Source organism: Ruegeria sp. HKCCA0235A, from assembly GCF_013033235.1.
In the GTDB taxonomy this organism is placed as follows: Bacteria; Pseudomonadota; Alphaproteobacteria; order Rhodobacterales; family Rhodobacteraceae; genus Ruegeria.
In genome coordinates this window covers 379,915-398,343 of sequence record NZ_WQDQ01000002.1, presented here as the reverse complement: position 1 = coordinate 398,343, position 18,429 = coordinate 379,915, and the positions used below count along the sequence as shown (strand labels likewise).

Genomic DNA, 18,429 nt, shown 5'->3' with positions numbered 1-18,429 from the left:
TATGCCCGCCGGTTCGGCTCTGCTAGTTCAGGTGGAAATGCAGGGGGTATGAACCATCTTCGAACGGTCCGAACATATTGGGGATATCCGGGTGCTCGACCGGTTCGCCTGAATAGTCTGCAACCAGATTTTGTTCTGAAACATAAGCAACATAGAAGGATTGGTCGTTCTCGGCCAGCAGATGGTAGAACGGTTGCTCTTTCCTTGGGCGGCTGTCTTCCGGAATGGCCTGATACCATTCTTCGGTATTCGAAAACTCGGGATCCACGTCAAAAATCACCCCTCGAAAAGGGTGTTTCTTGTGACGAACCACCTGGCCCAAGCCGTATTTTGCACGTGTCTTTAGCATTGTATCAGCCCCCAACGCTTTTTTTACCCGTTTCCGGGCGGAAAAGCCAATCATTGATGTGAAAATCAGGGAAACAGTCTGTGAACCTTATACTGACAGTGTTCGAAATCGTGGCGCCGGTTTTTCTATTGGCGGCTGTTGGTTTTACATGGGTTAAGCTGGGCTTTGAATACCGCCTGCAATTCGTTACCCGCTTTGCAACTATGCTGGCAATGCCCAGTCTGATATTTGTTGCCCTGATGCAAACCGAGATCCCGGGCAGTGATCTGTCGCGCTTCACGATGGCGACGCTGGTCGCAAATCTGCTGCTGGTGGTTGTGTTCTGGTTGATCGTTCGAGGGCTGAGACTGGACCCGCGAACATATCTGTCGCCTTTGATCTTCGGCAATACCGGAAATCTGGGCCTGCCGCTGTGCATCTTTGCCTTTGGTCAGATTGGTCTGGGATATGCTGTTGTCTTTCTGTCAGTTACCGCGCTGTTTTCTTTCACTTACGGGATTTATCTGGTCGCCGGGAAAGGTGCGTGGGGACAGGTTGCGCGCCAACCAATGGCCTGGGCGACGATCCTTGGCGCAGTGTTTTTGTGGCAAGGATGGCAGACGCCGACATTTCTGACCAACACGCTGGAGCTTTTGGGGCAAATGGCTGTCCCGCTGATGTTGGTCACGTTGGGTGTGGCAATCGCCCGTCTGACCTCGCACAGCTTGGGGCGGGCGCTGTGGCTGTCAGCGCTGAAACTGGCGGTGTGCTTTGCGCTGGGATGGGGAATCGGGCAATGGTTTGATTTGGATACGATCGCATTTGGCGTTCTGGTTCTTCAAATCTGTACGCCGGTTGCCGTAACCTCTTACCTGTTGGCCGAACGGTTTGGGGCCGATTCCGACGCCGTCGCCGGCATGGTCATGGTGTCCACAGTGCTTTCCGTAGCGGTGTTACCGGCTGTTCTGGCTATCATTTTATAGCGATTGTGATTTCCTCAGCGCTCAATCTGCGCTAGAATACACAAAAAAGGCACGAGGCACATGAGCAGAATTCTTTTCGTACTCCTAGGGGTGCTGCTTCTGGCATCCTGTGGGGGCGGCTCTAAACAGCCGCCCAGCAGATTAAACGATGCGTGCAGTATTGCGCGTGAAAAACCCGACTATATCAAAGCCTTCAAGAACACCGAGCGCAAATGGGGCGTACCGGTTCACGTTCAGATGGCGACCATCTATCAGGAAAGCCGCTATCGGCACGATGCGCGCACTCCGCATAGATACGTATTGGGCGTCATCCCGATGGGTCGTCAAAGCAGCGCTTACGGCTATGGTCAGGCACTGGACGGCACATGGGAACAGTACCAGCGTGAAACAGGAAAACGCCGGGCCAAGCGCGATCGCATCCGCGACGCCTCGGATTTTATCGGCTGGTACATGAACAAAAGCTACGAGCGAAACGGTATCCACCCGGCAGATACGCGCAATCAATACCTGGCCTATCACGAAGGTCACACAGGGTACGCCCGTGGCAGCTACAACAGCAAATCCTGGTTGTTGAACGTTGCCAATGACGTGGACGCACGCGCACAACTATATCAGGCACAGTTGGCAAACTGCCGGTATTGACACATACAAGCGGGTCAGCGATTGCCTGACCCGCTTCTCTTTTTGTCCGAGAACAGCTTCTGATCAAGGCGACCGCCTTCATTCATGGCGCCCAGCAATACCGTTGTCTGGCTGCCCGCATTGTCGTGAATCACCCACTTGCGCAGCTCGACCGGATTGTCCGTGAACATCAGTTCGATCCGGCCCGCTTCGGGGTTCTTGGGATCCTGCGCGGTGACGACGGTGGCCGTGCCGTCAAAGCTGTGACCTACAACCATATTCGCCTGGCTCAGGTTCACGTTGCGCGCCAGCACGATGGACAGCGGCGTGCGCTTAAGCGGGTATTGCTCGGGCGGCTGGTTCGATTTCGGATCAAAGATCTGAACGCTTCCGGATCTTGCCAGCACCACGGCACTGTTGGGCGGGTCATATTCAAACCGCATCTTGCCGGGGCGCTGCATCCACAGCTTGCCGGTGCTCAGCGAGCCATCGTCATTCACCTGGGTGAATGTCGTCTGAACCGTCTTCAACCCGTTCAGGTAATTGGAAATCTGCGAGAGCGGCAGCTTCTCCGCCGCCCATGCGGCGGGTGCGGCCAGTGTCAAAGCAAGGGCAAAAGCAATCTGTTTCATACCGTACAGATAGGCCTTCTGCCCTTGTTATTAAATATCCTATTGCTCGGGGACGAGGATTTCGCGTTTCCCGACATGATTTGCTGACGAAACAACACCTTCGTCTTCCATTTGCTCAACAAGCCGCGCAGCCTTGTTGTAGCCAATGGCAAGTTTTCGCTGAATATACGAGGTCGAGCATTTGCGATCCTTGATCACGATTGCCACCGCCTGATCGTACAACGCGTCCTCTCCGTTCGTATTGCCGCCTGTGTTCAGGCCCAAAACGGCATCGATATTGTCAGCCTTTTCCTCGGCCGGACCATCGACAACTCCGCCAATGTAGTCCGGCGGGCCAAACTGTTTCAGGTGGTTGACGACTTCCTCGACCTCTTCATCTGAGACAAAGGGCCCGTGGCAGCGGGTAATCTTGGCACCGCCGGCCATGTAAAGCATGTCGCCCTGCCCCAGCAGCTGTTCGGCCCCCATTTCACCCAGAATCGTGCGGCTGTCGACTTTCGATGTCACCTGGAAGGAAATCCGCGTTGGGAAGTTCGCCTTGATCGTACCGGTGATCACGTCAACCGAGGGGCGCTGTGTGGCCATGATCAGGTGAATGCCCGAGGCCCGCGCCATCTGCGCCAAACGCTGGATGCAGGCTTCGATTTCCTTTCCTGCTACCATCATCAGGTCGGCCATCTCATCGACGATGACAACGATATAGGGCATCGCTTCGGGTGCGAATTCTTCAGTCTCGAACGTTGGTTCACCGGTTTCATCGTCAAACCCGGTTTGCACCGTGCGGCTGAACATCTCGCCTTTGGCCAGCGCATCCTTCACCCGGCCGTTATAGCCCGCGATGTTGCGGACGCCCATTTTGGACATCTTGCGATAGCGATCTTCCATCTCGCCCACGACCCATTTCAGGGCGACCACCGCTTTTTTCGGGTCGGTCACAACCGGTGAGAGCAGATGCGGGATGCCGTCATAGACCGACAGTTCCAGCATCTTCGGGTCGATCATGATCAGGCGGCATTCATCCGGCGTCAGCTTGTACAGCAGCGACAGGATCATGGTGTTGATCGCCACCGACTTACCGGAACCGGTTGTACCAGCAATCAGTAGGTGAGGCATCTTGGCGAGGTTTGCCACGACGGACTCGCCGCCGATATCCTTGCCCAAGGCCAACGGCAGTGCCTGGTTGCCATCGCCAAAATCGCGGCTGGCCAGGATTTCGCGCAGAACCACCATTTCGCGGTTTTCGTTCGGCAGTTCGATGCCGATCACCGAACGGCCCGGAAGGGTCGAAACCCGCGCTGACAGTGCCGACATCGAACGCGCGATGTCATCGGCCAGGCCGATCACGCGGCTTGCCTTCAGCCCCGGAGCGGGCTCCAGTTCGTACATGGTGACGACCGGGCCGGGGCGAACGCTGACGATCTCACCCTTCACGCCATAATCATCCAGCACGTTTTCCAGCATCCGCGCGTTTTCTTCCAAGGCTTCATCGCTCAGATGGTGGCGCTGAATGCTGGCCGGATTCGACAAAAGGCCCAGAGGTGGCAGTTCGAAGTCCGAGTGCCGCTCTTCAAAGGATAATGCAGGCTGTGCCTCGGCCTGTGCGCGGCGAGACGGTTGCGGTGTACGGCGTACCGGTTGCGCGACCACGGGCTTGCGCGGTTCGGCTACCGGGATTTTCATCGCCGGGCGTGGTTGCAAAACAGCTTCTTCGACATCCTCGAATACCTCGTCCTCCAGATCCGGCTCGGATGCATAGTGGTTCCGCATGGGTTCGGGCGCATTTTCAAACGGCGTGGACTCTTGCCAGTCTGGCATGTCACCCACTGTTACGGGCGGCTCGGGCGGCAGTCCTGCTGATGTCACCGGCGGTTCCATTGGCAGGCCATCCGGCTGGCTTGCGTTCAGGATCAGCGGGCCCGGGCGACGGCCACGGCCCTTGGTCAGCGGAAGGTTCGGGTCGGGTTCGGGTGTCAACTCACCGGTCGCCACTTTGCGATTGCGCACAGCGGCCGAGATTTTCGAACGGATGCGATCTTCACCCGGCATTTCGTCGAAACCCGCGATTGGTTCCGGATCGACCAGCTCTGGCTCGGGCATGGGATCGGGGCGCCTGATGAGTGACGGCATACGCGCCAACAGACCGGACTTGACCGGAGGTTCGGGACTTTCCAGTTCAGGTTCTTCAAAGATTGGATCGGCATAAGCCAGATCATCCTCGAACACGGCCTCGGCCGCTGCGGTTCGCGCAAGTTTGCGCTCTTCCCATTGCGCGCGACGATCTCGTGCTGCCTGCGCAGCCGAAGCTGCACCACGGCCCATCAGGGTCATCAGTATGTCGTATGCCATCACAAGCCCCAGCAGGAAGGCGCGGAAACCCCGCTTGACATCGGTTTTGGTGAAACCCAGCACAAAAATACCCAGCGCAATCATCCCGACCGCCATGGCCAGCGACATCAGCTTCACCAGAAAATGTGACGAAATCGGCAACAGCGTCAGCAACGCGCCCATGACCGTATCACCGAACAAACCGCCCAGACCATAACTGTGAGTCGCGCGCCAGTCTGCATCAGGAACGAGGGTTGCGGCATACACCGAGACGACGGCGATCCAGATCGGCGCAAAAATCAGACGCGCAATGGCGCGATCTTCCCCGAAATGGCCCGCAAACCGAAAACCCCAACCGATCAGAACCAATGCGATGCCCCAGCTTCCCCAGCCGACGATCATGAACAAGGGTGCGGCGATCGAGGCCCCAATCCGCCCCATCCAATTTTGCACCGGCGCGTCGGTGGACACCATCCAGTTTGGATCATCGGGCGTGTAGGACCAGATCATCGCGGCCGCAGCCAAACCCAGCAGGATCAGGGCGATGCCGATCAACTCTTTGCTGCGTCGCTCAAGGGCTGCCTGCGTTGTGCTGTCCAGCAATGGATCGCGGTTGCGCGCGTTATATGATGCCATTTTGCCCTCGTACCTCACGAATAGATGCAGTCGCGGAGTGTGATCAGACCACGCTGCAACTCTGTTTTTGGGGCCACCAATGCAGCCCGAATAAATCCTTCGCCCGGGTTCTTTCCCGGATCGCCTTGTGAAAGATATGCGCCCGGCAGGACCCGGACACCGGTTTCCTTCCAGACTTTCAATGCGGTGTCTTCACCATTCTCGACCGGCAGCCACAGAAAAAAACCGGCCTCGGGCGCCATATAGCCTTGCACGCCTGCGAATACCTCATCCGCAATGGCGTACTTTTCCTGATACAGCGCGCGGTTTTCGCGAACGTGTTCCTCATCCGCCCAAACCTTTGCCGCGGCAGCTTGCAAGGGCAGAGGCAGAGGCGACCCGGCATAGGTGCGCAACTGCTTGACCTGTTTGATCGTCTTTGGGCCACCGGCGATAAGCCCCGACCGCAAACCGGCCAGATTCGAACGTTTGGAAAGTGAGTTGAACAGCGTGATCCGTTCAGGATCAGCGCCCAGCTCCTGCGCGACAGTCAGAACACCTGTCGGGGCTTCTTCACGGTAAATCTCGGAATAGCACTCATCCGCAAAAATACGGAAATCGTACTGCTCGGCCAGACGGATCAGGTCGGCCCAATACTCGCGAGAGGCAACGGCCCCCTGCGGATTGGCAGGTGAACAGATATAGGCCACGGCGGTGCGGTTCAGCACGTCCGCAGGTAGGCCGGCATAGTCCGGCAGATGGCCCGTGGCAGCGGTGGCAGGCACAAAATAAGGCTGCGCGCCCACCGACAGCGAGGCGACCATGTAGACCTGATAAAACGGGTTCGGGCACAGGATGATCGGCTGCTGACCGTTCTTCTGTTCCGGGCACAAAGCCATGGCGGCGTTGTATAGCCCCTCGCGCGTGCCGTTCAGCGCCATCACGTTGGCATCAGGGTCCATCTGAACCCCATATCGCCGCTTGATCCAATCCGTAATCGCCGTGCGCAGGTCATCCGACCCTTCGTTCGGGGGATATCCCTGGAACCCGGCGGCGTTTTCCATGATGACATCCGTCACCCAAGCCGGAAAATCATGTGTCGGTGCACCAATGGTCATGTGAACGACATCACCGCCCGGCTGGTGGTGATCCAACAGGGCGCGCAGACGCGGGAATGCATAAGCCGGTAGGTTCGAAAACCGCTCGGGGAAAACCATGGTACTGCCTCAATATCGGGGTCATTGGCGCCCCGTTTTTTTGGCAGATTACAGTCCGTGTGCCTCTTCGTCCAGACAAAGAGGTTCCGAATCAGGGGATTGTGGCATTCAGGCCAGCACCGTTTCCGCTGCCGAACCCAGCCGCAACAACGCCTCTTCCGAGCCGGGATAGCCCAGCATCATCAACCCGCAGCCGGGCGTTCCTGTGGGCAGGCTCAGCGCCGCCAGCCCCATCAGATTGCCAATCCGCGTGTTCCGCAGGGCCAGAAGATTCTCGGTTACGTAATAGTCGTGATCGCTGAGCAAGCGCTCCAGATTGGGCGGCAAAATCGGCGCTGTCGGCGCCAGAACCGCGTCAAACCCGGCGGTTGCCGCGTCCCAGGCGCTGCGGCATGCCTTGAGTTTGGCCCAGGCTGCCACATAGTCGGGGCCCGAATAGCCCATGCCAATGCGGAAGCGTTCGAGAATCTCGGGATACATCGCATCGGGATTGGCTTCGATGACATCGCGCCACAGCCCATAGGCCTCGGTCGTGTATACGATGCTGGTCAACGTCATGGCCTCGTTCAACTCGAGAACTTCCAACGGCACGATCTCGGCCCCCGCGTCGGCAAGTTGGGCAACGGCTTCGTCATATGCCTTGCGCGGTGTGTCACGCAGGTCGTCCTTGGCAATGTTCTGCAAATCGGCAAAACGGCGTCCTTTCAGCGAAGCGCCACGCAGATCAGCAGGTGTTCCCCCCTCGAGCAGAGCCAGCATATGCGCTGCGTCCTCGACCGAACGCGCCACAGGCCCAACCGTGTCGAAACGCAGGCACAGCGGCACCACACCTTCCAGGCTGAGCCGCTCCGCAGTGGTTTTCAGCCCCACCAGATCATTCCAAGCCGCCGGGATACGCACCGAACCACCCGTGTCCGAGCCGATGCCACACGCCGCCAACCCCCAGGCGACCGAGGCCGCAGCCCCCGAAGACGACCCCCCGGGCACTGCTGCCTCGTCATGAATGCAGGGCGGGGTTTCGGTGATCGGATTCAACCCGAGGCCGGAAAAGGCCAGCTCGCTCATATGTGTTTTACCCAGGCAAACGGTGCCCATCTGAGTCGCATTGCGCAGCACCAGCGCATCCGCATCCGGCACGCGATCCTTCAGCAGAGCCGAACCCGCCTCGGTCACGGTGCCGGCGGTGTCGAACAGGTCTTTCCAACTGATCGGGACGCCATCCAGCAGCGACCGGCGCAGGCCCAGTTGCGCTCGTTGCCGAGCGGCTTCAGCCTCAGCCCGGGCGCGGTCATGGGTAATGCGGGCATAGATGCGGTCCCGATGCGGATGAGCGTCAATAGCGGACAGGTAGGTTTCCGTCAGTTCGACCGGATCGATCTGACCCATGCCAATGCCACGGCCCAAATCACACGCGGTCATTGTCAACCAATCCTGCATCTCATCCCTCCCGGTTTTTCGTCTTTGGGTGACGGTAGCGACAGGACTGCACATGGACAATCCCGAAAGGGCGCGCATATTGCAGGGCATGACACAGGCTTCTGACATTCTGATCGTGGGCGGCGGGTTGAACGGCCCGGCTTTGGCGCTGGCACTGGCACAAACCGGTCATTCGGTCACGGTGATCGATGCGTTGGTCGAAAAGGTGCGCAGAAACGCGGCATTCGACGGGCGCGCCTATGCGCTGGCTCTGGCCTCACAGCGTTTGTTGGATGCCATCGGCATTTGGGACCGCGTCGCGCAGCACGCCCAACCGATGCTGGAAATCAAGGTCACAGATGGACATGCCGGAACGGGGCCATCGCCTTTTTTCATGCATTTCGACCATGCCGAAATCGAAGAAGGCCCCATGGGGTATATGGTCGAGGATCGCCACCTGCGCCGTGCTTTTCTGGGCGCGATGGCCGAAGAGCCGTGCATCACCCAGGTAAGCGGCAAATCCGTCGTTTCGCAACAGACCGACACGGCCAACGTGACCGTGACGTTGGATGACGGCACAACCCTGGGCGGCAGCCTGCTAGTTGGCTGTGACGGCCGCCGCAGCGGAACCGCGTCACGGGCCGGCATCAAACGCACCGGTTGGGATTACGGCCAGACGGCATTGGTCTGCGCCATCGAACATGAGCTGCCGCATAATGGCATTGCACATCAGTTTTTCATGCCACCCGGTCCGCTGGCGATTCTGCCGTTGACTGGCAATCGCAGTTCCATCGTCTGGAGCGAACGCACCGACACCGCACAGCACATCAACGCCCTGCCCGAGGATGACTACGTGCAAGTGCTACGCCCGCGATTTGGCGATTTTCTTGGTGAAATCAGTCTGGCGGGCGATCGTTTCACTTATCCGTTGAACCTGACCATCGCCAATTCCTTCATCAGCGATCGCATGGCGTTGGTCGGGGATGCCGCGCACGGAATGCACCCCATTGCCGGTCAGGGCCTGAACGCTGGCCTGCGCGATGTCGGCGCTCTGGCTGAGGTTCTGACTTTGGCGGGACGGCGCGGCGAGGATATCGGCTCGTTGATGGTACTGGAGCGCTATCAGGAATGGCGCCGTTTCGACACGGCCTCGCTGGCGATGGCGACGGATGTCTTCAACAAGCTGTTTTCCAACGACAACCCGCTGCTGCGGCTTGGGCGTGACATTGGCATGGGGGTTGTCGGCGCTTTGCCCGGCCTCCGTCGCGGTTTCGTTCGCGAAGCGGCCGGGCTGACCGGGGATCTGCCCAAGCTGTTGCAAGGGCGCCCGATTTAATCCAGCTGCCGGGCCTCATCGACCAGCATGACCGGAATGCCGTTGCGGATGGGAAAAGCCAAACCCGCCGCTTTTGAAACAAGCTCTCGCTTTTCGGCGTCATAGTGCAGGGTCGTATGCGTCTGAGGGCAGATCATCGCCTCGAGCATGTGGCGATCAAAGGCGTGTTCAGGATCGGTCATTGCAGTTTTTCCTCGTTTGATCCGCCGCGCAAGGCGAACTCAATCAGCGTCACCAACGTTTCGCGCCGGGTGCGCAGGCAGGGGGCTTCCAGCAGGGCCTGTTTGTCCTCTGGGTCGAAATCCAGAAGCATCGACAGGGAATTCACCAAAAGTTCATCCTCTGCGTCCTTGAGCGAATCCCAGTCGGTGGACAATTGACGGGACGAAAAGAAACGCTCCAACAGTGTCAGGAACGCGTTGCGGTCAAACCCGTTGTCTTTCTCGGCCTTTCCCAGATCACGGTCGAACCCGTCCCACGAGACCGCGCACCTCCGGTAGGGCGTGAACGAATCCAGCTCTGACATGACCCTGAACCGGGATATACCGGTCAACGTGATCAGGTACCGGCCATCTTCGGTTTCCGAAAACTGCGTCACCCGCCCTGCGCATCCAATACGGTGCAGCTTGTCGTCGTCATTGACCGAAGGATTCGGCTGAACCATTGCGATCAACCGTTCCTTGGTTTTCAGCGCGTCGTCCAGCATCTGAAGATAGCGCGGCTCGAATATGTGAAGCGGCAAGCGCGAACGCGGGAGCAGCAGCGCCCTGGGCAATGGAAAAACAGATACCGTTTCCGGCAGGTCGGCGGGATGCATCATGTACCCGACTCTAGCTCTGATGAGAGATTAGGCAAATATCATCGAACTGAGTTTGCGACGTCCGTTCAGAACAATCGGGTCATTGGGCTTGAGCGCATCGAAGATGGTGAAAAGCTGTGTCTTGGCTGCGCCTTCATTCCATTCACGATCCCGGCGGAACAGTTCCAGCAATTGTGCCACGGCTTCTTCCACATTGCCGTTCGCGTGCAGCGCCTGCGCCAGATCAAAGCGGGCTTGATGGTTGTCCGGATCCGCCTCGACAGCCGCCGTCAGCTCGGCGACGGGGCCGGCATCTGCTGCCTGCTTTGCAAGCTCCAGCTGCGCATGTGCGGCCTCCAGCTCGGCCGATGTGGAAATCTCGGCCGGAGCGCCGTTCAGGATCGCTTCTGCCTGCTCCAGATCACCGGTGGCGATATGCGCCCGCACCAGACCACCGTACGCCGCGGCGTGGTTCGGATCTTCGCCCAGAATTGCGGCAAAGGTCTGAGCCGCGTCCGCAGCCGCGCCTTCGGCAAGCATTTCCTCGGCAGCCTGCACGGCATCATCCAGCTGGCCCCCCGGGCTTTCACCACCAGCGGCTTCGATCACACGGTCCACGAAAGCCTTGATCTCGGATCCCGGCAACGCGCCTTGAAACCCGTCCACAGGCTGGCCTTTGAAAAAGGCATAGACGGTCGGGATCGACTGGATGCGCATTTGCGCGGCAATTGTCTGCGCTTCATCCACATTGATCTTGACCATCTTGACCGCGCCTTTCGCGGCTGTCACAGCCTCTTCCAGCATCGGCCCAAGGGTTTTGCACGGGCCACACCAAGGTGCCCAAAAATCAACGATCACAGGTGTTTCCTGCGAGGTTTCCACCACATCGGCCATGAAAGTGGCCTCGGTCCCGTCTTTGATCAGATCGGTTGCTGGGGCGTTTCCGCCGTTCAGAAGGTCCATGGCAATCACTCTTTCGTTCGAACTTGCGCCCTATATGCAGCCGCTTGCCGCGGAAACCAAGTGCTGAGTTGCGGATCAGACGTCGAAACTGGCAAAGACCGGAGCGTGATCGCTTGGTTTTTCCCACCCACGGGCGTCTCGCAGAATACGGCTGGAATGGCCCGCGTTCGAGATATCGGCCGTGGCCCAGATATGGTCCAGCCGGCGCCCCTTGTCCGCCGCATCCCAATCCCGGGCGCGATAGGACCACCAGCTGTAAAGCTGCCCTTCCGGGATATCCTGACGGGTGATATCGACCCAGCCACCTGCTTCCTGTGTCTCGGCTAGATGCTCGACCTCGATGGGCGTGTGCGAGACGACCTTCAGCAGTTGTTTGTGTGACCACACATCATCCTCACGCGGAGCGATGTTCAGGTCGCCGACAAGGATGGATTTAGCCGGCTTTTCCGCACGGAACCAATCGCGCATATCAGTGAGATAGTCGAGCTTCTGGCCGAATTTCTCATTCACCTCCCGGTCCGGCACGTCGCCGCCCGCCGGGACATAGAAATTGTGGATCGTGACACCATTTTCCAACCGCCCGGCAATATGGCGGGCATGTCCGAGACCCGCGAAATCCTTGTCGCCCACCTCTTCCATCGGCAGGCGCGACAGGATGGCGACGCCGTTATACCCCTTCTGCCCGCGCGCGATCATGTGGGTGTAGCCCAGCTCGGAAAACCCTTCAGTCGGGATTTTCTCAACCGGTGATTTACACTCTTGCAGGCACAATACTTCAGGGGCTTCTTCTTGCAGCAATTTCAGCACGATAGGCTCGCGCAGGCGAACAGAATTGATGTTCCATGTGGCAAGGGTGAAAGGCATGTCGGGGATTCCTTTGTCGCGATTGGCGCAGGTTAGCGTGGCACAACGCCAGTTGCCACGAGAAAAGGCGGCCCGATGCCGGGACCACAGGCCGGCAGTTAGGCGGGCGTCACATTCGTGCTTTCCCTTGCCCTGATATCTCGCCTGATGCAGACTTGTCTGCGAATGAGGAATGTCTGTTTCACCGCTGGGTCTGTTCGCGAACAGACCGGCCCGGCACCATGCTTTGGGAGGAGTGTGTCATGGCATCCGAGACCGCAGGTTCCACGCCACCGGAGAATCTGACGCCGCAGCAGCGGGACATGCCGCAGGTCAACAAGATCACGACGGATGACATCAGGGCGTCGCTGAAAGCCGGGTTTTCCGACTTTCTGGCCCGCCCTGTCCTGAGCGGCTTTTTCGGTCTGTTCTATGCAGTATTCGGAATTCTGCTGGTTTGGGCCCTGATCTGGCTTGGCCAGATCTGGATGATCATTCCCGCCATTGTCGGTTTTCCGCTGGTCGCGCCTTTCGCCGCCGCCGGGCTTTATGAAATGTCGCGCCGCTTGCAGAAAGGCGAAAGCTTTGGCTGGGCTGAAATCCTCAGCGTCATGGCCAATCAACGCAAACGCGAATTGGGCTGGATGGCCTTTGTCACACTTTTCATTTTCTGGGTGTGGATCTACCAGGTCCGGCTTTGGCTGGCGATCATCCTCCAGAACGCATCCTTCTCGGGTTTCGACGGGTTTTTGAACACCGTTTTCTTTACGCCGCAGGGTTGGATCTTCCTTGCCGTAGGCACCTGTGTCGGCGCGTTCCTATCAGCCGTGCTGTTTTCGGTGACCGTTGTCGCCATGCCCTTGCTGCTGGACCGGGAAACCAACTTCATCTCTGCCATGTTGACCTCTTTGCGCGTCGTATCCGAAAGCCCGGCGGTCATGCTCAGCTGGGCGGCGATCATCTCGGTCACGATACTGCTGTCGCTGGTTCCGGCGTTTCTGGGCCTGATCTTTACCCTTCCGATCCTTGGCCACACCACGTGGCACCTTTACCAGCGCGCCGTTGCCCCGGCGGAAGGGTGAACCGCGGCGGAGCTCACCTCCACCATTGGTCGAATATCGGTCAGTGCTGCTGTCTGCCTTCTGTGGAAACCGCCCCTCAGCAACGAAAAAAAGCCGGGCCATTCGGCCCGGCAGTCCAACAGGGAGGTACATGTCATAACCCGGACATGCACGGGTTGGGAGTAACCTAATTATGAGTGCAGAGTATCACTTTGATCCACATCAATCCACAACCAGTTAAGACACGAGCCTATATCCACCCGATTCTGTGACCAAAAGGCGCGCATTGGACGGATCGGGCTCGATCTTCTGACGCAGGCGATAGATGTGGGTTTCCAGCGTGTGGGTCGTGACCCCGGCATTGTATCCCCACACTTCGTGCAACAGCACATCCCGTGCCACGACACCGTCGGTTGATCGGTACAGGAACTTGAGGATGTTGGTTTCCTTCTCGGTCAGACGGATCTTGCGGTCTTCTTCCGTGATCAGCATCTTCATCGCCGGCTTGAACGTATAGGGGCCAAGAACAAATACCGCGTCCTCGGATTGTTCGTGCTGCCGCAGCTGAGCGCGGATCCGGGCCAGCAATACCGGAAATTTGAACGGTTTGGAGACATAGTCATTCGCGCCGGCGTCCAGGCCCAGGATCGTATCGGCATCGCTGTCATGACCGGTCAGCATCAGAATCGGGCTCTTGACGCCCTGTTTGCGCATCAGGCGGCACAGTTCCCGCCCGTCGGTATCCGGCAAACCCACATCAAGAATGACCAGATCATAGATCGCTTCGCGTGCACGCTCCATCGCGGACTGGCCGTCTGACGCTTCGAAAACGTCAAAGTCTTCGGTCATGACAAGTTGCTCGCTGAGCGCCTCGCGCAGATCCTCGTCATCGTCCACCAACAGGATTTTCTTGAGTTGAGCCATTTCCCGATCCTCCAAACGCTTTTCCATCACTTGCGCGCGGAATATGCAATCAACAAGATTTGCTGCAACGGTTTCACGCCTTCGTGTCAGAGTTGGCAGAAATGTTTCACATTTCCTTTCGAAACAGCTAGGAGAAGGGCTGAGCGTTATAGGGTAACATAGATGAGCCTCATTCCCGATATCACCGAACTTCTTGCCCGGGCCCGGGCCGATCTGCGCATGGGCGTTCCAGTGGTGCTGACCGATGACAGTGGCTTTAGCGTTTTGGCGATCTCTGCGGAAACGCTCAACCCGCAGCGCCTGGCCGATCTGAAAAAGCTCGGAGACCCGGTGGTGGCCATTACCGGGCGGCGGGCCGAAACACTCAAGGCACGGGCCTATGACGGCGATCTCGCGCGCGTTTCGATTCCCGCCGATGCAGACATCACTTGGGTGCAGGCGGTTGCTGATCCCTCTGACGATCTGAACGCGCCGATGAAAGGCCCGTTGATGACCGAGCGCCACGGCAACGCCAATTTGCACCGCATCGCGATTGCGTTGGCCAAGTCCGCGCGCATTCTTCCCGCCGCGGTCGTCGTGCCGGTCGAAGACGGTCGGGCCTTTGCCGTATCGCACGGCCTGACCTGCATTGACCACACGCGCGCCGCCCCGCATCTGGCGGACCGCAGCGCCCTGCATGAGGTGGTTGCCGCGCGTCTTCCGATGGAAGTATCCGAGGCCGGCCGCCTGCATGTTTTCCGCCCCGAAGATGGCGGAGAAGAACATTACGCAGTCGAAATAGGCCGCCCGGATCGGGACAAACCAGTGCTGGCCCGATTGCATTCCGCCTGTTTCACGGGCGATCTGATGGGCAGCCTGAAATGCGATTGCGGTCCTCAATTGCGCGGCGCGCTGGCACAAATGGGGGCCGAAGGGGCTGGCGTTCTTCTGTATCTGAACCAGGAAGGGCGTGGTATCGGGCTGGCCAACAAGATGCGTGCCTATTTTCTTCAAGACCAGGGTTTTGACACGGTAGAAGCAAACCACAGGCTGGGTTTCGAGGATGATGAGCGCGACTTCCGACTCGGCTCGGATATCCTGAAATCTCTGGGTTTCAACTCGGTGCGCCTGCTGACCAACAACCCTGCCAAGATCTCGATGATGGAACGCACGGGGATCGCCGTGACCGAGCGCGTTCCTTTGAAAGTGGGTGAAACCGCGCACAACCGGGGATACCTGGCCACGAAAGCCGCGAAATCTGGGCACCTGTTGTGACCCCAGACGATCTTGTGCTCACCCCGCGTGGCGTTCGCTTTCTTGGCAGAACGTTCCCCTGCTCGATTGGCAAAGGCGGATTGAGCAACACGAAACACGAGGGTGATGGGGCGACGCCTACCGGATGCCATCGAATCGTCGGCTTGCTCTACCGGCCCGACCGGCTGGTCGCCCCCAACTTCTGGGCGATCCCGATTGGGCCGCAGGACTTGTGGTCGGATGACGTCGAGAACAGCCACTACAATCACATGGTGCCCGCCCCTTATGCGTTCAGTCATGAAAAACTGCGCCGGGCTGATCCGCTTTACGATCTGGTCCTGTTGACCGACTGGAACTGGCCGAATGCCGTTCCCGGCAAGGGATCGGCGATTTTTCTGCATCAATGGCGCAGGCCCGGCTACCCGACCGAGGGCTGCATTGCCTTCCGTCGGGACCATCTGCATTGGATTGCAGGGCGAATTTCCCTTGGAACGCGCCTGATCATCCCTGAGGTTTGACCCGCTCGCCAAAAATGGCCGACCCGATACGAACATGGGTCGCGCCCAAGGCGATGGCCTGCTCGAAATCACCGCTCATCCCCATCGACAACCCCTCAAGCCCGTTGCGTGCGGCGATCTTGGCCAAGAGGGCGAAATGCAAAGTGGGTTCTTCATCGACCGGCGGGATGCACATCAACCCGCGCACCGGAAGATCCAGCGATCGGCATTCCGCTATAAACCCGTCCGCATCCGCAGGAAGAACGCCTGCCTTCTGCGCTTCTTCACCCGTGTTGACCTGAATGAACAGGTCGGGGCAGTATCCCACCTCTTGCGCCAGCCGCGCCAGGGTTTTGGCCAGTTTGGGGCGGTCGACCGAATGGATCGCATTGCACAGTTCCATCGCCTGCCTGGCCTTATTGGTCTGCAACGGGCCGATGAGATGCAGATCGACGGCATCGAATTGCTCTTTGAAAGCGGGCCATTTGCTGGCCGCCTCCTGTACGCGATTCTCACCAAAACACCTGTGGCCCTGCTCCAGCACCGCCTGAACCCGCTCATTCGGTTGTACTTTGGATACAGCGATCAGTTTGACGGAACCGGCAGGGCGGTCCGATCTGGCTTCGGAATTTGCAATGCGTGAGGTGATTTCTTGCAACGACATGGGGCCCTCAATCTGTCTTTGGCGCAGAAAAACACCAAGTCGGCGCAAAAGAAAAGGGCGAGTCCGAAGACCCGCCCTTAAACCTTACGGTTCAGATCAGCTTAGAAGTTGAACTGAGCACCGAAGTCAGCCTTGATGGTCGAGTCTGCGCAAGAGTCACAGTCGTTTACACCCAGACCACCGCGCAGCGATGCACCGCCACCCAGGTCGTAGATCGCACCGATAGCAACCTGCTGAGTGTCAGCAGAAGCGTTACCGTCACCGTAGGTGAACAGCAGGGTGGTTGCAGCGCCTAAGTTGTAGGCAGCCGACAGACCCCATGCAGTACCGTCGGTCGAAGCAACTTGGGTTGCGTCGTCCGCGACAAACAGAGTACCCGAGAAGTCACCCCATTCGCCACCCAGGGTCAGAACGGTCAGGCTCGGATCGCTTACACCGGCAACACCCGCGTCGGTCTGACCATAGGCCACAGCAGCAGTGATGTTGTTGAAGGTGTAGGTTGCGCTGATGTCCCAGCGGTCTGCGTCAACGGTGGTCGAAGTTGTACCACCAGCTCCGATAACGGTAGCCTGTGCTTGGTCATACGATGCGCCAAACGAGAAGTCGCCTACGGAGTACTGGAAGAACACAGCGTTCGCACCCGAACCGGTCGACGAGTACGCCAGGAAGTTATAGTTAACGCCCGAGTACTGACCAGCGAACAGTTCCAGACCTACTTCGTTGCCGTAGTAGTTTGCCAGGTTGTCAAAGGCACCTGCGACGTTGCCCGCGTCAACACGCAGACCACCGTAGATGACCGAGAAGCGCGCGCCGTTCAGGCCGGCCGAGTTTGCTTCACCGTTGCTGGCGTCTTCGTCGGCCTGCAGACGAACACGGCCTTCAAAACGTACGCCGCCGTCGGTTTCTGCGATACCGTCGATGTTCAGACGGAAGCGCGACACCAGAATGACGTCGTCGGTTTGAGCGGTCGAGCTTGCCAGGACGTCGTCGGCTGTCCCGTTCAGGCCATCTGCGCCAGGGCCACGTACGATGGTGGTTTCGCTACGATCTTCAGTGTAGCCAATACCAAAACGGCCATAACCGCTGAAGTTAACTTCAGCTGCTGCAACGCCTGCGGTCGCGATCAGCGCCGTCGATGCGAAGAGAACTTTTTTCATCTTGTTTCCCTCGGTTTCATTCAAAAGAGTTATCTACTCGACACATGCCTCGGCATATGTCTCAGCACGGACACCGTTTCGCTCTTTTTGCCCCTGTTGCGCAAGCTTGGCATAAACCCGGTCACGTCATTGGGGTCAGATTGGTGCAAGGATGCCACAGTTCGTTTTTGCCCGGATCAGGCTGACACGCTTACATTTCAGAAGAATAGGCTTGTTGCAGCGAGGGTCCTTGGCTAGGAGTATGCCCTGAATACTGCACAACAAGTGAAAACAGGACCTGCTGACAATGCGCCTGCCTACGATTTTGGGATTAATCATGCTGACCACCACTATTGCGGCATGCGGGCAGAATCGAAGCACTTCGACATATTCCGCCAATCCCGCCAGCGGTAATTCCGATGAACGCGAGTTGAACGATCCTGAACGTTCGACGCTGTGGGACATTTTCGACCGCAGCACGGCCGAGCAGACCACCAATGTAAACCGGTACTTGTGGGCAGCTTCTCTGGACATATTGAACTTCTTGCCTGTGCAGGAGGTCGATCCGTTTACCGGAGTGATCGTAACGGGTTACGGCACTCCTCCGGGCGGAGGACGGTCATACAGGGCGACCGTACACATCAGTGATCCGGCGCTTGCGGCCCGGTCTTTGTCCGTTGCCCTGCAATCCAGCGGAGGCGCCCCGGTAAGCGCGGCAACAACCCGCGCGGTGGAGGATGCGATTCTGTCCCGCGCGCGTCAGCTGCGCATCGCGGACAACAAGTTCTAGCACTCCGCCGAAAATCACACTAATACCACGCCGGGTTCCTACCCGG

Annotated in this window: 19 protein-coding genes; 7 read left to right on the top strand and 12 right to left on the bottom strand. The window is 58.5% G+C overall.

What is annotated here, in order from left to right; genetic code table 11:
• Positions 1 to 22: 22 nt before the first annotated feature.
• Positions 23 to 349: a heat shock protein HspQ gene (gene hspQ, locus GOW56_RS05890; protein WP_117872061.1), complete on the bottom strand. Its 327-nt coding sequence runs from the start codon at positions 347 to 349 to the stop codon at positions 23 to 25.
• Between the two features lie 80 nt (positions 350 to 429).
• On the opposite strand from hspQ, the gene GOW56_RS05885 reads away from it, so the two are divergent.
• Together GOW56_RS05885 and GOW56_RS05880 are read left to right on the top strand one after the other, a co-directional pair.
• Complete coding sequence (locus GOW56_RS05885; protein ID WP_171205284.1) at positions 430 to 1,311, top strand: AEC family transporter; 882 nt, start codon at positions 430 to 432, stop codon at positions 1,309 to 1,311.
• 60 nt (positions 1,312 to 1,371) lie between these two features.
• Positions 1,372 to 1,953, top strand: coding sequence for a lytic transglycosylase (locus GOW56_RS05880; protein ID WP_152459251.1), 582 nt, complete (start codon positions 1,372 to 1,374; stop codon positions 1,951 to 1,953).
• Between the two features lie 14 nt (positions 1,954 to 1,967).
• Here GOW56_RS05880 and GOW56_RS05875 read toward each other — a convergent pair whose 3' ends face one another.
• From GOW56_RS05875 to GOW56_RS05860, 4 genes are all read right to left on the bottom strand, one after another.
• Complete coding sequence (locus GOW56_RS05875; RefSeq protein ID WP_152459252.1) at positions 1,968 to 2,564, bottom strand: outer membrane lipoprotein carrier protein LolA; 597 nt, start codon at positions 2,562 to 2,564, stop codon at positions 1,968 to 1,970.
• A 39-nt stretch (positions 2,565 to 2,603) separates the two neighbouring features.
• Entirely contained in the window at positions 2,604 to 5,525 is a 2,922-nt protein-coding gene (locus tag GOW56_RS05870) for a DNA translocase FtsK (RefSeq protein WP_171205283.1), read from the bottom strand.
• Between the two features lie 14 nt (positions 5,526 to 5,539).
• A complete protein-coding gene (locus GOW56_RS05865; RefSeq protein WP_171205282.1) occupies positions 5,540 to 6,721 on the bottom strand; it encodes an aminotransferase class I/II-fold pyridoxal phosphate-dependent enzyme in 1,182 nt (393 codons plus the stop codon).
• A gap of 108 nt (positions 6,722 to 6,829) precedes the next feature.
• Positions 6,830 to 8,158 (bottom strand): amidase, encoded by a 1,329-nt coding sequence (locus GOW56_RS05860; RefSeq protein WP_171205281.1) that lies wholly within the window; start codon positions 8,156 to 8,158, stop codon positions 6,830 to 6,832.
• A gap of 52 nt (positions 8,159 to 8,210) precedes the next feature.
• Between GOW56_RS05860 and GOW56_RS05855 the strand changes: the two genes are divergently transcribed.
• A complete protein-coding gene (locus GOW56_RS05855) occupies positions 8,211 to 9,473 on the top strand; it encodes an FAD-dependent monooxygenase (protein WP_254447163.1) in 1,263 nt (420 codons plus the stop codon).
• Here the strand turns inward: GOW56_RS05855 and GOW56_RS05850 are convergent.
• From GOW56_RS05850 to GOW56_RS05835, 4 genes are all read right to left on the bottom strand, one after another.
• A complete protein-coding gene (locus GOW56_RS05850) occupies positions 9,470 to 9,655 on the bottom strand; it encodes a Trm112 family protein (RefSeq protein WP_171119907.1) in 186 nt (61 codons plus the stop codon). The genes GOW56_RS05855 and GOW56_RS05850 overlap by 4 nt on opposite strands.
• Positions 9,652 to 10,293 (bottom strand): LON peptidase substrate-binding domain-containing protein, encoded by a 642-nt coding sequence (locus tag GOW56_RS05845; protein WP_171205279.1) that lies wholly within the window; start codon positions 10,291 to 10,293, stop codon positions 9,652 to 9,654. Before GOW56_RS05845 ends, GOW56_RS05850 begins: the two co-directional genes overlap by 4 nt.
• 27 nt (positions 10,294 to 10,320) lie before the next feature.
• Positions 10,321 to 11,235 carry a thioredoxin gene (gene trxA / locus GOW56_RS05840; RefSeq protein WP_152459258.1) on the bottom strand — a complete coding sequence of 305 codons (915 nt, stop codon included), beginning with the start codon at positions 11,233 to 11,235 and terminating at the stop codon, positions 10,321 to 10,323.
• A gap of 75 nt (positions 11,236 to 11,310) precedes the next feature.
• Positions 11,311 to 12,099, bottom strand: a complete 789-nt coding sequence (locus tag GOW56_RS05835) for an exodeoxyribonuclease III (protein WP_171205278.1) — start codon at positions 12,097 to 12,099, stop codon at positions 11,311 to 11,313.
• Positions 12,100 to 12,341: 242 nt separating this feature from the next.
• Between GOW56_RS05835 and GOW56_RS05830 the strand changes: the two genes are divergently transcribed.
• Positions 12,342 to 13,160, top strand: a complete 819-nt coding sequence (locus tag GOW56_RS05830; protein WP_171205277.1) for a DUF2189 domain-containing protein — start codon at positions 12,342 to 12,344, stop codon at positions 13,158 to 13,160.
• Between the two features lie 216 nt (positions 13,161 to 13,376).
• On the opposite strand, the gene GOW56_RS05825 is transcribed toward GOW56_RS05830, so the two are convergent.
• Positions 13,377 to 14,063 (bottom strand): response regulator transcription factor, encoded by a 687-nt coding sequence (locus GOW56_RS05825; protein WP_117872957.1) that lies wholly within the window; start codon positions 14,061 to 14,063, stop codon positions 13,377 to 13,379.
• A 162-nt stretch (positions 14,064 to 14,225) separates the two neighbouring features.
• Between GOW56_RS05825 and ribA the strand changes: the two genes are divergently transcribed.
• Both ribA and GOW56_RS05815 read left to right on the top strand, forming a co-directional pair.
• The gene (ribA, locus tag GOW56_RS05820) at positions 14,226 to 15,317 is read left to right on the top strand and encodes a GTP cyclohydrolase II (RefSeq protein ID WP_171172250.1); all 1,092 of its coding nucleotides are present in this window, start codon (positions 14,226 to 14,228) and stop codon (positions 15,315 to 15,317) included.
• Positions 15,314 to 15,814: a L,D-transpeptidase family protein gene (locus tag GOW56_RS05815; RefSeq protein ID WP_171205276.1), complete on the top strand. Its 501-nt coding sequence runs from the start codon at positions 15,314 to 15,316 to the stop codon at positions 15,812 to 15,814. Before ribA ends, GOW56_RS05815 begins: the two co-directional genes overlap by 4 nt.
• On the opposite strand, the gene GOW56_RS05810 is transcribed toward GOW56_RS05815, so the two are convergent.
• Together GOW56_RS05810 and GOW56_RS05805 are read right to left on the bottom strand one after the other, a co-directional pair.
• Positions 15,798 to 16,457: a YggS family pyridoxal phosphate-dependent enzyme gene (locus GOW56_RS05810; RefSeq protein ID WP_171172254.1), complete on the bottom strand. Its 660-nt coding sequence runs from the start codon at positions 16,455 to 16,457 to the stop codon at positions 15,798 to 15,800. The genes GOW56_RS05815 and GOW56_RS05810 overlap by 17 nt on opposite strands.
• A gap of 101 nt (positions 16,458 to 16,558) precedes the next feature.
• Positions 16,559 to 17,614, bottom strand: coding sequence for a porin (locus GOW56_RS05805; protein WP_171119914.1), 1,056 nt, complete (start codon positions 17,612 to 17,614; stop codon positions 16,559 to 16,561).
• Positions 17,615 to 17,900: 286 nt separating this feature from the next.
• On the opposite strand from GOW56_RS05805, the gene GOW56_RS05800 reads away from it, so the two are divergent.
• Positions 17,901 to 18,383 carry a DUF3576 domain-containing protein gene (locus GOW56_RS05800; protein WP_171119915.1) on the top strand — a complete coding sequence of 161 codons (483 nt, stop codon included), beginning with the start codon at positions 17,901 to 17,903 and terminating at the stop codon, positions 18,381 to 18,383.
• Positions 18,384 to 18,429: the final 46 nt, after the last annotated feature.

Excerpts from the sequence above, each read along its gene's own strand:
- GOW56_RS05870 (WP_171205283.1), bottom strand. The coding sequence starts at position 5,525 with ATGGCATCATATAACGCGCGCAACCGCGATCCATTGCTGGACAGCACA.
- GOW56_RS05835 (WP_171205278.1), bottom strand. The coding sequence starts at position 12,099 with ATGCCTTTCACCCTTGCCACATGGAACATCAATTCTGTTCGCCTGCGC.
- ribA (WP_171172250.1), top strand. The coding sequence starts at position 14,226 with ATGAGCCTCATTCCCGATATCACCGAACTTCTTGCCCGGGCCCGGGCC.
- GOW56_RS05850 (WP_171119907.1), bottom strand. The coding sequence starts at position 9,655 with ATGACCGATCCTGAACACGCCTTTGATCGCCACATGCTCGAGGCGATG.
- GOW56_RS05855 (WP_254447163.1), top strand. The coding sequence starts at position 8,211 with ATGGACAATCCCGAAAGGGCGCGCATATTGCAGGGCATGACACAGGCT.
- GOW56_RS05825 (WP_117872957.1), bottom strand. The coding sequence starts at position 14,063 with ATGGCTCAACTCAAGAAAATCCTGTTGGTGGACGATGACGAGGATCTG.
- GOW56_RS05810 (WP_171172254.1), bottom strand. The coding sequence starts at position 16,457 with ATGTCGTTGCAAGAAATCACCTCACGCATTGCAAATTCCGAAGCCAGA.
- GOW56_RS05830 (WP_171205277.1), top strand. The coding sequence starts at position 12,342 with ATGGCATCCGAGACCGCAGGTTCCACGCCACCGGAGAATCTGACGCCG.
- GOW56_RS05845 (WP_171205279.1), bottom strand. The coding sequence starts at position 10,293 with ATGATGCATCCCGCCGACCTGCCGGAAACGGTATCTGTTTTTCCATTG.
- GOW56_RS05875 (WP_152459252.1), bottom strand. The coding sequence starts at position 2,564 with ATGAAACAGATTGCTTTTGCCCTTGCTTTGACACTGGCCGCACCCGCC.
- GOW56_RS05880 (WP_152459251.1), top strand. The coding sequence starts at position 1,372 with ATGAGCAGAATTCTTTTCGTACTCCTAGGGGTGCTGCTTCTGGCATCC.
- GOW56_RS05805 (WP_171119914.1), bottom strand. The coding sequence starts at position 17,614 with ATGAAAAAAGTTCTCTTCGCATCGACGGCGCTGATCGCGACCGCAGGC.
- GOW56_RS05800 (WP_171119915.1), top strand. The coding sequence starts at position 17,901 with ATGCGCCTGCCTACGATTTTGGGATTAATCATGCTGACCACCACTATT.
- hspQ (WP_117872061.1), bottom strand. The coding sequence starts at position 349 with ATGCTAAAGACACGTGCAAAATACGGCTTGGGCCAGGTGGTTCGTCAC.
- GOW56_RS05860 (WP_171205281.1), bottom strand. The coding sequence starts at position 8,158 with ATGCAGGATTGGTTGACAATGACCGCGTGTGATTTGGGCCGTGGCATT.
- GOW56_RS05865 (WP_171205282.1), bottom strand. The coding sequence starts at position 6,721 with ATGGTTTTCCCCGAGCGGTTTTCGAACCTACCGGCTTATGCATTCCCG.
- trxA (WP_152459258.1), bottom strand. The coding sequence starts at position 11,235 with ATGGACCTTCTGAACGGCGGAAACGCCCCAGCAACCGATCTGATCAAA.